This window comes from Pseudomonas sp. UF-293 (assembly GCF_058245595.1).
On sequence record NZ_JBSICA010000002.1, the window covers coordinates 121,242 to 136,196 of the forward strand.

The 14,955-nt window shown below is 60.6% G+C and carries 10 protein-coding genes and 1 tRNA gene; 2 read left to right on the top strand and 9 right to left on the bottom strand.

Annotated elements, in window-relative coordinates:
- Positions 1 to 57 precede the first annotated feature (57 nt).
- The 3 genes from AC4IHP_RS02985 to rimO all read right to left on the bottom strand — a co-directional run bounded on the left by AC4IHP_RS02985 (position 58) and on the right by rimO (position 2,981).
- Positions 58 to 768, bottom strand: a complete 711-nt coding sequence (locus AC4IHP_RS02985) for an rRNA pseudouridine synthase (RefSeq protein WP_039762586.1) — start codon at positions 766 to 768, stop codon at positions 58 to 60.
- Positions 769 to 959: 191 nt separating this feature from the next.
- Complete coding sequence (locus AC4IHP_RS02990; RefSeq protein WP_073475936.1) at positions 960 to 1,433, bottom strand: GNAT family N-acetyltransferase; 474 nt, start codon at positions 1,431 to 1,433, stop codon at positions 960 to 962.
- Between the two features lie 210 nt (positions 1,434 to 1,643).
- Positions 1,644 to 2,981: a 30S ribosomal protein S12 methylthiotransferase RimO gene (gene rimO / locus AC4IHP_RS02995; RefSeq protein WP_024011887.1), complete on the bottom strand. Its 1,338-nt coding sequence runs from the start codon at positions 2,979 to 2,981 to the stop codon at positions 1,644 to 1,646.
- A gap of 349 nt (positions 2,982 to 3,330) precedes the next feature.
- Here rimO and AC4IHP_RS03000 point away from each other — a divergent pair, with 349 nt between their 5' ends.
- Positions 3,331 to 5,172, top strand: coding sequence for a potassium transporter Kup (locus AC4IHP_RS03000; protein ID WP_372339860.1), 1,842 nt, complete (start codon positions 3,331 to 3,333; stop codon positions 5,170 to 5,172).
- A 197-nt stretch (positions 5,173 to 5,369) separates the two neighbouring features.
- On the opposite strand, the gene AC4IHP_RS03005 is transcribed toward AC4IHP_RS03000, so the two are convergent.
- The 4 genes from AC4IHP_RS03005 to AC4IHP_RS03020 all read right to left on the bottom strand — a co-directional run bounded on the left by AC4IHP_RS03005 (position 5,370) and on the right by AC4IHP_RS03020 (position 10,707).
- The gene (locus tag AC4IHP_RS03005; RefSeq protein ID WP_460124590.1) at positions 5,370 to 5,699 is read right to left on the bottom strand and encodes a DUF3077 domain-containing protein; all 330 of its coding nucleotides are present in this window, start codon (positions 5,697 to 5,699) and stop codon (positions 5,370 to 5,372) included.
- 717 nt (positions 5,700 to 6,416) lie between these two features.
- Positions 6,417 to 7,712, bottom strand: coding sequence for a virulence factor family protein (locus AC4IHP_RS03010; RefSeq protein ID WP_490830838.1), 1,296 nt, complete (start codon positions 7,710 to 7,712; stop codon positions 6,417 to 6,419).
- Complete coding sequence (gene mprF / locus AC4IHP_RS03015; protein ID WP_460124596.1) at positions 7,712 to 10,351, bottom strand: bifunctional lysylphosphatidylglycerol flippase/synthetase MprF; 2,640 nt, start codon at positions 10,349 to 10,351, stop codon at positions 7,712 to 7,714. Before mprF ends, AC4IHP_RS03010 begins: the two co-directional genes overlap by 1 nt.
- A gap of 279 nt (positions 10,352 to 10,630) precedes the next feature.
- Positions 10,631 to 10,707, bottom strand: a tRNA-Met gene (locus AC4IHP_RS03020).
- A 279-nt stretch (positions 10,708 to 10,986) separates the two neighbouring features.
- On the opposite strand from AC4IHP_RS03020, the gene dinB reads away from it, so the two are divergent.
- Positions 10,987 to 12,048 (top strand): DNA polymerase IV, encoded by a 1,062-nt coding sequence (dinB, locus tag AC4IHP_RS03025; RefSeq protein WP_490830839.1) that lies wholly within the window; start codon positions 10,987 to 10,989, stop codon positions 12,046 to 12,048.
- A gap of 124 nt (positions 12,049 to 12,172) precedes the next feature.
- Here the strand turns inward: dinB and AC4IHP_RS03030 are convergent, their stop codons facing one another.
- Positions 12,173 to 13,126 carry a hypothetical protein gene (locus AC4IHP_RS03030; RefSeq protein WP_206420954.1) on the bottom strand — a complete coding sequence of 318 codons (954 nt, stop codon included), beginning with the start codon at positions 13,124 to 13,126 and terminating at the stop codon, positions 12,173 to 12,175.
- 17 nt (positions 13,127 to 13,143) lie between these two features.
- Positions 13,144 to 14,859 carry a proline--tRNA ligase gene (locus AC4IHP_RS03035; protein ID WP_490830840.1) on the bottom strand — a complete coding sequence of 572 codons (1,716 nt, stop codon included), beginning with the start codon at positions 14,857 to 14,859 and terminating at the stop codon, positions 13,144 to 13,146.
- Positions 14,860 to 14,955 lie beyond the last annotated feature (96 nt).

Here is a 14,955-nt window from a genome sequence, read left to right on the forward strand (position 1 = left end):
ATGCGTTGTGGGCAGCGCTCGCGGGCGCTGCCGAAATGTGTGGCGGCAGTGGAAGTTCTAGAACTTCTCTTTGCCGGACAGGTAACGCCACTGGCCGAGCGGGACCTTGCCGATCGACACGCCGCCGATGCGGATGCGACGGATGCCGATGACCTTCAGGCCAACCGCTTCGCAGAACTGCGCGATGATTCCCGGCTGCGGGTTTTTCATGGCGAAGCGCAGACGGTTTTCGTTCTGCCAGCTGGCCTTGACCGGCGGCAGCTCCTTGCCCTTGTGGGTCAGGCCATGCTGCAGACGGTTGAGGCCGTGGGCAGCCATCTCACCTTCGACTTCGACGATGTATTCCTGCTCGATCTTCGCCGCGTCGGCGGTGAGCTTGCGCAGGATTTTCCAGTCCTGGGTGAATACCAACAGGCCGCTGGCCTTGGGCTGCAGGTCGGCGCTGGCGGTCAGGCGCAGGAAATGCCCGCGCAACGGACGTTTGCCGTAGCGATGCTCTTCGCTGAGGGTTTCGGCGCTGAGCGATTGCATGGCGCTGTCGACATCCATGCCGGCGGGCGCGTTGAGCAGGATGGTCACCGGCTCCGGCGCGGTGGCCTTGGCGTCCTTGTCGAGCTCGACCTTTTGCTCGCCAACCTTGAATTGCGGCTCATCGATGACTTCGCCGTCCACGGTGACCCAGCCGCCCTCGATGAACAGCTCGGCCTCCCGGCGGGAGCAACCGACCAGTTCGATGAGGCGTTTGGAGAGGCGAATCGGGTCAGTCATGACAGGGCCGTAACAAAAAAGGGGTGGGCATTGTACCTGTGTGGAAGCGGTTAAGCCCGGTTCCATTTGCAGGCGCTGTATTCAATGTGGGAGCGAGCCTGCTCGCGAAGGCGTCCTGCCAGTCGATGTGTGCAGTGACTGGTACACCGCCTTCGCGAGCAGGCTCGCTCCCACAGGGGTTTCATGGTGTGTCAGCCGTTGCTTGAGCGCTGCTGGGACTGCCGCAGGCGCATATGCAGTAGCGGATACGGCTGGCCCATGCCATCGACCTCGGAGCGGCCGATCACCTCGAAGCCCTGCTTTTCATAAAAGCCCAAGGCTTGCGGGTTCTGCTCATTGACGTCGAGTTCATCGGCGTTGAGCCGTTCGATCGCATAGCGGAGCAACTGCTTGCCCAAGCCTTGACCACGATGATCAGGATCGATGAACAGCATTTCAATCTTGCCCGCCGCCACACCGGCAAACCCGGTGATGCGCTGCTGGCGGTCCTTGGTGCAGATCAGCATGACCGCGTCGAGATAGCGGGTGAGCACCAGATTGCGCAGCAGCTCGATGTAGCTGTCCGGCAGGAACTGATGAGTAGCGCGAACCGAGGCCTCCCAGACCCGGGTCAGTTCTTCGTAATCGCTGATTTTCGGTGTGTGGATGACCGAATGCTGACGCATGTGCGTATGCCTCTTGTGCGGTTCAAGGGAGTCCGTCCCCCGCTAAACGATAGCCGCAAAAAAGCCCCGCATCGAGCGAGGCTTTTTGAATCGTGCACTGCCCCTTGTGGGAGCGAGCCTGCTCGCGAAAGCATTGTGTCAGGCAATATTTACAGCGACAGACCCAGCGCATTCGCGAGCAGGCTCGCTCCCACAGGTATTTTGCGGTGCTTAGATCTGCTCAGCCCACAAGTCGTATTCGTCAGCGTCAGTCACCTTGCACCAGACCTTGTCGCCCGGCTTCAGGTTGCTGCCATTGTCGATAAACACGTTGCCATCAATTTCCGGGGCGTCGAAGAAGCAACGGCCGACCGCGCCTTGTTCGTCAACCTCGTCCACCAGCACTTCGATCTCACGACCGATGCGCATTTGCAGGCGTGCCGAGCTGATCGCCTGCTGGTGCGCCATGAAGCGCTCCCAACGATCCTGCTTGACGTCGTCCGGTACCACTTCCAGATCCAGATCATTCGCTGGCGCGCCGTCCACCGGCGAGTACTGGAAGCAGCCGACGCGGTCGAGCTGGGCTTCGGTCAGCCAGTTGAGCAGGTACTGGAAGTCTTCTTCGGTTTCGCCCGGGAAGCCGACGATGAAGGTCGAACGGATGATCAGGTCCGGGCAGATTTCGCGCCAGTTCTTGATCCGCGCCAGAGTCTTGTCTTCGAACGCCGGGCGTTTCATCGACTTCAACACTTTCGGGCTGGCGTGCTGGAACGGGATGTCCAGGTACGGCAGGATCTTGCCGGCGGCCATCAGTGGAATCAGCTCGTCGACGTGCGGGTACGGATAAACGTAGTGCAAGCGGACCCAGACGCCCAAGGTGCTCAAGGCTTCGCAAAGTTCGGTCATGCGGGTTTTCACCGGCGCGCCGTTCCAGAAACCGGTGCGATATTTCACGTCGACGCCGTAGGCGCTGGTGTCTTGCGAGATCACCAACAGCTCTTTGACGCCGGACTTGACCAGGCGCTGGGCTTCGTCGAGCACATCACCGACCGGACGGCTGACCAGTTTGCCGCGCATCGACGGGATGATGCAGAACGAGCAGCTGTGGTTGCAGCCTTCGGAAATCTTCAGGTACGCGTAGTGGCGCGGGGTCAACTTGATGCCTTGCGGCGGCACCAGGTCGATCAGCGGGTTGTGATCCTGACGCGGCGGCACCACTTCGTGCACGGCGTTGACCACTTGCTCGTACTGCTGCGGACCGGTCACGGCGAGCACGCTCGGGTGTACGTCGCGGATGTTGCCTTCTTCCACGCCCATGCAACCGGTGACGATGACCTTGCCGTTTTCCTTGATCGCTTCGCCGATCACTTCCAGCGACTCAGCCTTGGCCGAATCGATGAAGCCGCAGGTGTTGACCACCACGACGTCGGCGTCCTGATAGGTGGACACCACGTCATAGCCTTCCATGCGCAGCTGGGTCAGGATGCGCTCGGAGTCGACCAGTGCTTTCGGGCAACCCAGAGATACAAAGCCAACCTTTGGATTGGCCGGCGCAGGAGTGGTGGACATGTCTAACCTCGGTGTTTTGTGACGTCGCTTGCTTGGTGCGCAAGCCGACGGATGGGCGCTTGGGGCGCGCCTCTGATCAAAAAGTGCGCAATTCTAGCGGCGGGCAACGCACTTGACCAGCTTTATACGGGGAAATACGACGAGTGCTGCGCTATGCTTCGCGCCGTTGAGCTTTACCGATTTCGTGCAGTCAATCATTGGTCTGTAACAACAGGTAAAACAGCGCATGCTGCAACTCAAAGCATAGTGCTTCCTTCAAAGAAGCCGGTATCGAGATCAGGAGTGTTGGATGGGTCAGGCAAGTAGTCATGCGGCGGGCGCCGAGGGTTCGGCGAGCAGACCGCTGAGCATGCTGGTCGCGGCGGTCGGGGTGGTTTATGGCGACATCGGCACGAGCCCGTTGTACACCCTCAAGGAAGTGTTTTCCGGCGGTTACGGCGTGCCGGTCAATCACGACGGCGTGCTGGGCATTCTGTCGTTGATCTTCTGGTCGCTGATCTGGGTGGTCTCGATCAAATACATGATGTTCGTCCTGCGCGCCGACAACCAGGGCGAGGGCGGCATCATGGCCCTTACGGCACTGGCAAGGCGGGCAGCGGCAGGGCGCAAGCGCCTGCGCACGCTGCTGGTGGTGTGCGGGCTGATCGGGGCGGCGCTGTTCTACGGCGACAGCATGATCACCCCGGCGATTTCGGTTCTGTCGGCGATCGAAGGCCTGGGTCTGGCGTTTGATGGCATCGATCACTGGGTGGTGCCGTTGTCGCTGGTGGTGCTGGTCGCGCTGTTTCTGATTCAGCGCCACGGTACCGCGCGGATCGGCATTCTGTTCGGGCCGATCATGGTCACCTGGTTCCTGGTCCTCGGCGCCCTCGGTGTGTACGGCATCAGCCACACGCCGGAAGTGCTGCACGCGCTGAACCCGATGTGGGCGGTGAATTTTTTCGTCGTGCACCCGGGCATGGGCGTAGCGATCCTCGGCGCCGTAGTGCTGGCGCTGACCGGCGCGGAAGCGCTGTATGCCGATATGGGCCACTTCGGCCGCAAGCCCATCGCCCGCGCCTGGTTTCTGCTGGTGCTGCCGGCGCTGGTGCTCAACTACTTCGGCCAGGGCGCATTGCTGCTCGATAACCCTGACGCCGCGCGCAACCCGTTCTACCTGCTGGCACCAAGCTGGGCGCTGATTCCGCTGGTCGGTCTGTCGACCCTGGCCACGGTGATCGCCTCGCAAGCGGTGATTTCCGGCGCGTTTTCCCTGACCCGTCAGGCGATCCAGCTCGGCTACATTCCGCGCATGTACATCCAGCACACCTCCAGCGATGAGCAGGGCCAGATCTACATCGGCGCGGTGAACTGGGCGCTGATGGTCGGCGTCGTCTTGCTGGTGATCGGCTTCGAATCCTCCGGCGCACTGGCTTCGGCCTACGGCGTGGCGGTGACCGGCACCATGCTGATGACCACCATTCTGGTGTCGGCGGTCATGCTGCTGCTGTGGAAATGGCCACCGATCCTCGCGGTGCCGGTGCTGCTGGGCTTCCTGCTGGTGGACGGTCTGTACTTCGCCGCCAACGTGCCAAAGATCGTTCAAGGCGGCGCGTTCCCGGTGATCGCCGGTATCGCCCTGTTCGTGCTGATGACCACCTGGAAGCGCGGTAAACAACTGCTGGTCGAACGCCTCGACGAAGGCGCGTTGCCGCTGCCGATCTTCATCAGCAGCATCCGCGTGCAACCGCCGCATCGGGTGCAAGGCACCGCGGTGTTCCTCACCGCACGCTCCGACGCCGTACCGCACGCGCTGTTGCACAACCTGCTGCACAACCAGGTGCTGCATGAGCAAGTGGTGTTGCTGACCGTGGTCTACGAAGACATCCCGCGCGTACCGCCATCGCGACGCTTCGAAGTGGAAGCGCATGGGGAGGGCTTCTTCCGGGTGATCCTGCACTTTGGCTTCACTGACGAGCCGGACGTGCCGCAGGCGCTGAAGCTGTGTCATCTCGATGATCTGGATTTCAGCCCGATGCGCACCACCTACTTCCTCAGCCGCGAAACGGTGATTGCTTCGAAGCTGGAAGGCATGGCGCGTTGGCGTGAAGCGTTGTTCGCGTTCATGTTGAAGAACGCCAATGGCAATTTGCGCTTCTTCAATCTGCCGCTGAACCGGGTGATTGAGTTGGGGACGCAGGTGGAGATGTAAGCCTGACCTCAAATGAAAGCCCCCGTCAGCCTTGTGGCTGGCGGGGGCTTTTTCGTGTCTGCTCATACACTTTCAATCCACCGAAAATCCCCTGTGGGAGCGAGCCTGCTCGCGAAGGCTTAGTGTCAGTCGAAGCATGTGGTGGCTGAACCACCGCATTCGCGAGCAGGCTCGCTCCCACAAGGTATTGGGTTGAATCAAGAGGTGCGCTCAGACAGATCAGCTTCAGACTCGGTCTTCGTACGCGCAGGTCGTGGGATCAGCGCTTGGATCACATCATCAATCAAGGCCTTGCCCATCACCGTCAGGTAATGCGCAGCCCAGGCATGGCGGTCGGTGTCTCTGATGAAGGCGGCGTCTTCTGCGAAGGATTTGGCGAGGTATAGCAGGTCGGAGGATTGGGACAAGGCATCGATGATCGGGATGCCGGAGCGGACGTTGAAGAACGCTTGATCCGAGTTGTAGAGGAAAGGGGTGAAGCCGATGGTTTTAAGGTCTGAAGGCGTTGACGGAATTTCTTTGCTCATTGTTTTGCTCCCTAAAACGAGGAGCTGCCGCATTCGTTACCACACGAATGGGTGGCAGCTGTACGCAGGGTGGTAAACCGGGAGAGCAAAGAAACCGGCAGACCCGAAGGTCTCCCACGTACAGCTGCCATGACAGTGAATTACAGGCGTGAAAGAACGCCTGATGTCGTGATGGAGGCACTGTTGCACTTTGCCTAACCGGGTTACCACACCCGATCGCTGAATGGGTCAGCGACGTCCGCAGAGTATCCCGTCGAAAAACAGCGCAATAGAGCGGCACAGCGCCCCAACAAGAGTTTCGGAGTTTGCCTACAAGGTCTGTGGGCGTCATCTGATATTGCGAGACTGGAAGTAAACGATACTAAACGTTGCTGGCGATTTTGTGGGTATTTGTTCGGTAGATGAATGTGGAGTTGACGATTCGATAATGCCAATTAAGCAGGTGTCCACGTTTTATGGAATGTGGACATTTGGTGATTTTAGCTTCCTGAAGAGTCAAGAAATTTACGAGCCTTGCCACAAAACCGCTGAATCCAGCGCAATACCCCTGTGGGAGCGAGCCTGCTCGCGAAGGCGTAGTGTCAGTCGCCGAATCTGTAAACTGACCCACCGCATTCGCGAGCAGGCTCGCTCCCACAGGGATTTTGGTGGCTGCTGGAATGTAAAAAGCCCCCGCAACTGCGAAGTTGCGGGGGCTTTTTGTGGACGTGGCTCAGATCACTCTTCGGCGACCGAGTCCTTGCTCTGACGCTTCTCGATCAAGTCCACCAAACGCTTGGCCAGCGCTGGATAGTTCTCATCGAAGTGATGCCCGCCGGGCAGTTTCACCGCTTCACCGACTGCAGTCTTGTCCGTGCAGCCGCTTTCATCGGTCTCTTCTTCACCATAGATGCACACAACCTTCGCCGCTGGCAGCTTGGCCATTTCCGGGCCGGTGGCGGCTTCTTTGCCGGCGTTGCCCAGCCAGCCCTCGACTTCGATTTCGAAGCTGCCGGTGCGGGCGAAGGCGAGCAGGATGATTGCGTCTACACGTTGCTGCTCGTTCTCTGGCAGGCGATTGTAGATCGCTGGCAACACATCAGCACCGAACGAGTAACCGGTGAGGATGAAGCGCTTGGTGCCCCATTTCTGCCGGTAGTGCTGCATCAGTTCGGTGAGGTCGAGCGCGCTTTGTTCCGGGCTCTTGTGCTGCCAGTAGTAGCGCAGGGTGTCGATGCCGACCACCGGGTAGCCGATCTTGGCCATTTCCCCGGCCACGTCGCGGTCGAGATCGCGCCAGCCGCCGTCGCCGGAGAGAAACAGGGTCACGGTTTCATTGGCCTGGCCGGCCGGCACTTCCACGACCGGGATCGCCAGGCCGCCGTTGGCCTTGTCGCCGCCGACGAGGATTTTGCGCAGTTCGTTGTTCAGCACTTGCGGCAGGTTGATGTCGTAGTCGCTGATGCTGGTTTCGGCGTTCGGTTGATCGCGCACGAAACCTGCGCTGGCGTCGTCCGGGTTATCGTTCCACGCCACCAGCCAGTGGCCGTGGGCGGCGGATTTCGGCAGCAGGTGGGTGCAGCCGGGTTTTTCCAGAGCCAAGTCGACGGAGACCGCCTGGGCCTTGTCGTCCTTTTGTTCCGCCAGCCAGCGCCACGCCAGCACGGCGCCTGGGCCGATGCCGCTGACCAGAGTGGCCGGGCCGTTCAATTCGCGCAGGCCCGATTGCAGGGCGCGGCTTTGCAGCAGGCAGTCCTTGGGCAGAATCACCTGCACGATCTGCGCCGAAGCGCTACGGCTGAGGGTAGTCAGTTGTTTTTCGGAGAGCTTCTGCTCGTCGGTAACGGCGACCAGTACCTGCGCTTTCGGCTTGCTGCCCGGGATGACCCGGGTCATGGCGGCGCCATCGGCGGGTTTGAGCTGTTCGACGGTCGGTTCCGGTGCCGGACGTTTGAGGTACCAGTAACCGCCGCCGGCAATCACGGCCAGCACCAGCAGGGCGGCCAGGATGTACTTCAGGGAGCGTTGAATCATCAGCGTTTCACCAATCCAGTCAAGCCGCCCGCGATCAGGGCGGCAGTGTCGGCCAGCGCCACGAGCGGATCGAGTCCGGCGGGCACGGCCATATAACGGGGTTCCCAGTCAGGCTGGAACTTGTCTTTGAAACGGCGCAAGCCTTGGAAGTTGTACAGCTGCTCACCACGGCGGAAAACCATCGAGCCCAGGCGCTGGGTCAGCGGTGCGCCGCGCCGGGGTTGCAACCCCGACAACGGCACCATGCCCAGACTGAAGCGCGCGTATCCGTGACTCTTATAGTGTTGAATCAGGCCGACCATCATGAATTCCATGGTCAGCTTCGGCGCTTCCGGGTGCGCTCGCATCAGGTCGAGACTGGCCAGATCGTGGCTGTAGGTCTCGAGCAGATTGGCGAACGCCACCGGGCGGCCTTCGAAGCGAATCACCGCAATGCGGAAATGCTTCAGGTAATCGTCGCTGAAGCGACCGAGGGAGAAACCTTTCTCGCGCACGTTTTTGCCGGTCAGCCAGGCATCGGAAATCACCTTCAGCTCATCCATAGGCGCCTGCCCCGGCTCATGGATTTCCAGCGACAGGCCATCGCGGGTGCCACGGTTCCAGGTGTAGCGCAGATCCTTCATCTCCTTGCCCTTGGCTTCCAGATCGAAGCGCAGCAGATCGACCCGGGCTTCTTCGCCGAGCTTGATCGCGGTCAGGCCGATGTCCATGTAGTACGGCAGGTTCTCTGCACGCACTTGATAGAAAACCGGACGAGTGTGGTGGATGTCGCAGAGGTCGCGGAACTGCCAGATCATTTCTGCACGTTGCTGGCTCGGCCCGATCGGGTCATACAGCGCCACCAGACTGCGGCCACGACGGGCGTACATCAGGAACGCTTCGTCGTTGGGGTGAAACAGCAACGCCTTGTCACCGGTCAGCGCGAGACCGCCGTCGGGTTGCGACGAGGCCATGAGAATTTTTGCCGCGCGGTCGAGTTCGTCCGGCGTTGGCAAATGAATCACCGGGCGCGCGGTGCGCAGCAGCCAGGTCAGCGAGATGATCACCAGCAACACCGCGGCACCGAGTAGCGAGCGCAGGCCGCGCGGCGCGTCAGCATCGAGTGTGAACTGCCACCACAATTGATGGCTGTAGGGCACGTCCTGATAGGCGAACAGCAGCAACCAGGCCGAAGCGCCCAGCACGCAGAGACTGGCGACCAGATAAAGCGGCGAAAACGGCAGTTCGGTCAGGCGGCTCGGGCGATAGAAGGAGCGGCGGAACACGCCGAGCAGCGCGGCCGTCAACGTCATCAACGTGGCTTCTTCCCAGTCGAAGCCTTTGAGCAGCGAGAGCAGGGCGCCGACCAGCAGCAGAATGGTGGTCAGCATCCATGCCGCCGACAAACGACGGCGCAACCCTTGGGCGAGCAACAGGCAAAGCACGCCAATCAGGCTGGCGCCGAAGTGCGAGGCGTCGACCAGGCGATGCGGGATCAGAAAACCGATGTGCTCCAGGCGCGTGTCGATCTCCGGGGTCGCGCCGGAAAACAGCAGCACCACGCCAGACAGGAACACCAGCACCGCCAGCACCGGCGCGGCCAGACCGGACGCGGCGCGCATGGTCTGGGATTGAAACAGGCGCTGGCCTTCGTTGATCAGCAGCAGTACGCACGCGACCAGCAGCGGCAACACCACGTAGATCAGGCGATACAGCAGCAGGGCAGCGGCCAGCGGCGCGGCGCCGAGCTTGTCGGCAAACGCGGCGAGCAGAATCGCTTCGAACACACCGACGCCGCCCGGCACATGGCTGAGTACACCGGCGGCGAGGGCCAGCAGGTACACCAGCAGGAACGGCGCAAACGGCGGCGCTTCCGGCAGCAACAAATACAGAACGGTGGCGGCAGCCGCGACGTCGAGGGCGGTGATCACCAATTGCAGGAAGGTCAGACGCCGACCCGGCAGGCGCAGGGTGCGCCGCCCGGCACGGACCAGCAGATTGTCGGGGTAGGGTTGTTCCGGCAGACGACGGCGATAGATGCCGATCGCCAGCACTGCACCGAGGATCAGTACGGCAGCGGCGACAGAGCCGAGCAAGGCTTCGGACAATCCCAAGGCTTGCGAGGCGGCGGGCAGGTTGCTCAAGGTCGCCAGCGCGGCCAGCGGTGGCAAAGCGCAGCCCAGCGAGAGGCTGGCGAACAAGGTCATGTGCGCGACTTCCGACGCACCGACGCCCAATCGCGCATATAAACGATAACGAACCGAGCCGCCGGACAGCAGCGACAGACCAATGGCATTGCCAATCGCAAATGCGGTGAAGCCGCCCAGGGCAAGCGTGCGCGGCGGCAGTTTCACGCCAGCGTAGCGGCTGGCCGACCATTCATAGCCGAGCAGAATAATGAAACCGACCACGGTCGCACCTATGGCGCCAAGCAGGGCGGGTTTCGGCACGTCGAGAATCGAGTCATGCAACGCGTCGAGATCGAGCTCGGCGAGCAGATGGCGGCAGGCAATCAGGGCAATGGCAAACAGCAGCAACGTGACGGCCAGACCGATCGGCTGACGGTATTTGCTTAACCGATCCAGCCAGCGCAAACGCTCGGGTTTGATCGGTTGTTCTGCTGTAACGGTGTCTTGTGGATCAGACGAGTTGGCGCGCATCAATCACCTCTTGGATTGTGCGCGACAGGATGGAGGTATCCAGCCAAGTTACCAATCCCTGTAGAAAAAAATAATCACAAAATACTACGCCTCTCGTCGGGCATCGGCGAGGGCAGTTCCTGGATTGCACAAACCCTGTCCGCGACTCAAGCATAGTCGCAAGTCAGTGGTTCTGATGATCCCCAGCGGTTCACTGCACAGTGACAGATCATTGTTGCGAAAGGACTTTTTCGACAGATACAAAAAAGGCCACTCTTTCGAGTAGCCTTCTTTGATGTTTGGTTGCGGGAGCCGGATTTGAACCGACGACCTTCGGGTTATGAGCCCGACGAGCTACCAGACTGCTCCATCCCGCGTCTGTGTGGCGGCATTCTACAGAGGTTCGCGAGTGTGTCAACCGTCGATCTGGATAAATCTGTTGAGGTTCAAGCGCTTAGCGTCTTTTCCGGGCGGGCGACCGTCGCGCAGGGCAGGTGGTGCAAGGCTTTCAGCTCTATTGCCCGTTGATCTGTGATTGAAAAAATAAATTCATTGGAAATCTCCTACGGTCGGAAAAGAACATTCAACCACTGGTGCTATATACAGGTGTGAGTGAGATACTGCCGCTCCGGCTTGCCACGTTGTCTTTATCCGACATGACCCAGCGAAAAATCATCCACATTGACTGTGACTGTTTCTACGCCGCCATCGAGATGCGCGATGATCCGCGTCTGGCCGGCAAGCCGTTGGCAGTGGGTGGTTCGGCGGATCGACGCGGGGTGATTGCTACCTGCAACTATGAAGCGCGCGCCTATGGTGTGCGCTCGGCGATGGCCTCCGGGCATGCGTTGAAGCTGTGCCCGGACCTGACCATCGTCAAGCCGCGCATGGAGGCTTATCGCGAAGCGTCGAAGGAAATTCATACGATCTTTGCCGACTACACCGACCTGATCGAGCCGCTGTCGCTGGACGAGGCCTACCTCGATGTGTCCGACAGCGCGCATTTCGGCGGCAGCGCCACGCGCATCGCCCAAGACATTCGTCGTCGGGTCTCCAACCAATTGCACATCACCGTTTCCGCAGGCGTTGCGCCAAACAAGTTTCTGGCGAAGATCGCCAGCGACTGGAAAAAACCCAACGGTTTGTTCGTGATCACCCCGGATCAGGTCGAGGAGTTCGTCAGTGGTCTGCCCGTGAGCAAGCTGCACGGCGTCGGCAAGGTCACCGCCGACAAGCTCGGCAAGCTTGGTATCGTTGACTGCCAGCACCTGCGCGAGTGGGGCAGGCTGGCGCTGGTGCGCGAATTCGGCAGTTTCGGCGAGCGCTTGTGGAATCTGGCCCGTGGAATCGATGAGCGGCTGGTGCACAACGACAGCCGCCGCCAGTCGATCAGTGTGGAAAACACCTACGACGTTGATCTGCCGGACTTGCGCAGCTGCCTGGACAAATTGCCCGAGTTGCTCGACACCTTGAAAAACCGCATGGCGCGGATCGACAGCAGTTATCGACCGGGCAAGCCGTTCGTCAAAGTCAAATTCCATGATTTCACCCAGACCACGCTGGAACAGGCCGGGGCAGGGCGCGATTTGGGTAGTTATCAGTTGCTGCTGACGCAGGCGTTCAATCGCGGTGGCAAACCGGTGCGGTTGTTGGGGGTGGGGGTGAGGCTGGAGGATTTGCGCGGCGGGTTTGAGCAGATGGAGTTGTTTGAGCGTTAGATTCGCGGCGCCTGGCAGGGCCTCTTCGCGAGCAGGCTCGCTCCCACATTGGATCTGCGGCGTTCACAAATCCCTTGTGGGAGCGAGCCTGCTCCGGGCGGCGTTCCGACGAAGCTTTTAATCGTTAATTCGGTCCCGGATCAGCCACCAGACGCCCGGCATCCTTGGCCAGAGACTTGAGAAACTCAGTCTGCAACTCAGGATCATTGCGGGTCAGTTCGATCAGGCTTTGTTCCAGTTCGCTGGCTTCTTCTTCCAGACCCAGTTCCGACAAGCGTTTGACCCGGTGTACCCACTGGCTCACTTCGTCATCTTCCAGATCGTCGTAAATCAGCCCGTGCGCCTCAATCAACTTACCGCGCAGGTGGCCGCTGAGCATTAGCGTCGAGTCGGTATGTACGTCGTCCTTGGCGTCTTCGACACTGATCTGCAAGCGGCCAACATGGTTGAGGTCATGTTCGGCGAAAGGGCTGTCGAGCAGGTTCAAGCGCAACACGCCGTTGCGATCGGTGGTCATGTCAAAGGTCTGCTTGCCGGCCTTGACCTGCACCGGCCGCTCGCTCCATGGCAGGCTCGAATACTCCGTGCGCTTGTCGCGCTGGACTTCGTCGATGCCCGCAAGGTTCTGCTGCGCGCGACCGTTGGACTGCACGTTCATGAACGGGTTGAGCCCGGCGAAACCGTAGCTCAGCCAATCCCTGGTGACGCTGTCCGGCAGGTTGCCGAGGGCGAACACGTTGACCACGTTGGCACCGACACCACCGACCACGGCCACCGCACCCAGCGGAATCTCATAGACTTCGCGCCAGGGTTGATAAGGCGTGTAGCGGTCGTAACGACGGGTGACCTCAAACTCGGTGACTTCGAAAGTCTTCTGCTCGTTGATCTTCACACGTCGCTGCGGCAGCTCGAGCACCTTGGGCTCGCCGACATCGATCTGCAGGCTGTGATCGAGCAACTTTCGCTCGACCCGCTCTTCGTGCTCGCTGCGTTGCGACATGTGATTGGCGCAGCCGCTGACCAGCAGGGCGCCGCACAGGGCGGCGCCACCGAGGCCTAAGGTGTTTCGCTTGAACATGACGTCTCTATCTGGTTTCAGCGGCGGATACGGGCCTGAAGGAAGGACACAACATCGGCCGCCGGCAGTGCTTGCGCCTCTGCTTCGGAACGACTCTTGTATTCCAGGTTGCCTTCGGCGAGGCCGCGGTCGCTGACCACGATCCGGTGTGGAATGCCGATCAGCTCCATGTCCGCGAACTTGATGCCCGGGCTGGTTTTCTTGTCGCGATCGTCCAGCAGGACTTCGAAGCCGGCGGCCGTGAGGTCGGCGTACAGCTTGTCGGTGGCTTCGCGCACCTGCTCGGTTTCATAGCGCAGCGGTACCAGCGCGATCTGGAATGGCGCCAGCGTGTCGCTCCAGATGATGCCGTTGGCGTCGTTGTTCTGCTCGATGGCAGCAGCCACCACGCGCGATACGCCGATGCCGTAGCAGCCCATTTCCAGGGTCACCGGCTTGCCGTTCTCGCCCAGCACTTCGCACTTCATCGCCTTGCTGTACTTGTTGCCCAGCTGGAAGATGTGGCCGACTTCGATGCCGCGCTTGATCTCCAGCGTGCCTTTGCCGTCCGGGCTTGGGTCGCCGGCGACCACATTGCGCAGGTCGGCAACGGTTGGAACCGGCAGGTCGCGCTCCCAGTTCACGCCGAAGTAGTGCTTGTCGTCGATGTTCGCGCCGATGCCGAAGTCGCTCATCATCGCGACCGAGCGGTCGATGATGATTGGCAGTGGCAGATTCAGCGGGCCGAGCGAGCCGGCGCCGGCGCCAATCGCGTCACGCAGTTCGGCATCGGAGGCCATGACCAGCGGGCTGGCCACGCCAGGCTGGTTGGCAGCCTTGATTTCGTTCAGCTCGTGGTCGCCACGAATCACCAGCGCGATCAGCTTGCCTTCTTCTTCGGCATGGACGATCAGGGTCTTGATAGTCTTTTCAATCGGCAGATTGAATTTTTCCACCAGCGCCGCGATGGTTTTCGTGTCCGGTGTGTCGACCAGACGCAGCTCTTCGGTTGGCGCAGGGCGCGAGGTTTCCCGTGGCACCGCTTCGGCTTTTTCGATGTTTGCCGCGTAGTCGGAACCGTTGCTGAAGACGATATCGTCTTCGCCGGACTCGGCCAGCACGTGGAATTCGTGGGAACCGGCACCACCGATCGAACCGTTGTCAGCTTCTACCGGGCGGAACTTCAGGCCCAGACGCGTGAACACGTTGCAGTACGCCTCGTGCATGCGGTCATAGGTGACCTGCAGCGACGCCTGATCGGCGTGGAAGGAGTAGGCGTCCTTCATAATGAATTCGCGGCCGCGCATCAAGCCGAAGCGTGGGCGGATTTCGTCACGGAATTTGGTCTGGATCTGGTACAGGTTGATTGGCAGCTGCTTGTAGCTGCTCAACTCGTTGCGCATCAGATCGGTGATCACTTCTTCGTGGGTCGGGCCCGCGCAGAAGTCACGACCGTGGCGGTCTTTGATGCGCAGCAACTCAGGGCCGTATTCTTCCCAGCGCCCCGATTCCTGCCACAGCTCGGCCGGTTGGGTGCTCGGCATCAACACTTCCAGAGAACCGGCAGCGTTCATCTCTTCGCGAACGATGGCTTCGACCTTGCGCATGACTCGCAGGCCCATCGGCAGCCAGGTGTAGAGGCCCGAGGCAAGCTTGCGGATCATGCCGGCGCGCAGCATCAGCTGGTGGCTGATCACGACCGCGTCGGAAGGCGTTTCTTTCTGTGTGGCGAGCAAAAATTGACTGGTGCGCATGGTTGGCCGTTGTCGGTTGCTATGACTGGAAATGACGGAGCAGTGTACCGGCGAGTTTTGCTGCCGTACAGAAGTGTGGCCGGCACAGAGGTCGAG

Bases quoted from the DNA above. Each gene is read 5' to 3' on its own strand.
- AC4IHP_RS03000 (WP_372339860.1), top strand. From the start codon at position 3,331: ATGCTGGTCGCGGCGGTCGGGGTGGTTTATGGCGACATCGGCACGAGC.
- dinB (WP_490830839.1), top strand. From the start codon at position 10,987: ATGACCCAGCGAAAAATCATCCACATTGACTGTGACTGTTTCTACGCC.
- AC4IHP_RS02990 (WP_073475936.1), bottom strand. From the start codon at position 1,433: ATGCGTCAGCATTCGGTCATCCACACACCGAAAATCAGCGATTACGAA.
- AC4IHP_RS02985 (WP_039762586.1), bottom strand. From the start codon at position 768: ATGACTGACCCGATTCGCCTCTCCAAACGCCTCATCGAACTGGTCGGT.
- mprF (WP_460124596.1), bottom strand. From the start codon at position 10,351: ATGCGCGCCAACTCGTCTGATCCACAAGACACCGTTACAGCAGAACAA.
- AC4IHP_RS03005 (WP_460124590.1), bottom strand. From the start codon at position 5,699: ATGAGCAAAGAAATTCCGTCAACGCCTTCAGACCTTAAAACCATCGGC.
- AC4IHP_RS03030 (WP_206420954.1), bottom strand. From the start codon at position 13,126: ATGTTCAAGCGAAACACCTTAGGCCTCGGTGGCGCCGCCCTGTGCGGC.
- AC4IHP_RS03010 (WP_490830838.1), bottom strand. From the start codon at position 7,712: ATGATTCAACGCTCCCTGAAGTACATCCTGGCCGCCCTGCTGGTGCTG.
- rimO (WP_024011887.1), bottom strand. From the start codon at position 2,981: ATGTCCACCACTCCTGCGCCGGCCAATCCAAAGGTTGGCTTTGTATCT.
- AC4IHP_RS03035 (WP_490830840.1), bottom strand. From the start codon at position 14,859: ATGCGCACCAGTCAATTTTTGCTCGCCACACAGAAAGAAACGCCTTCC.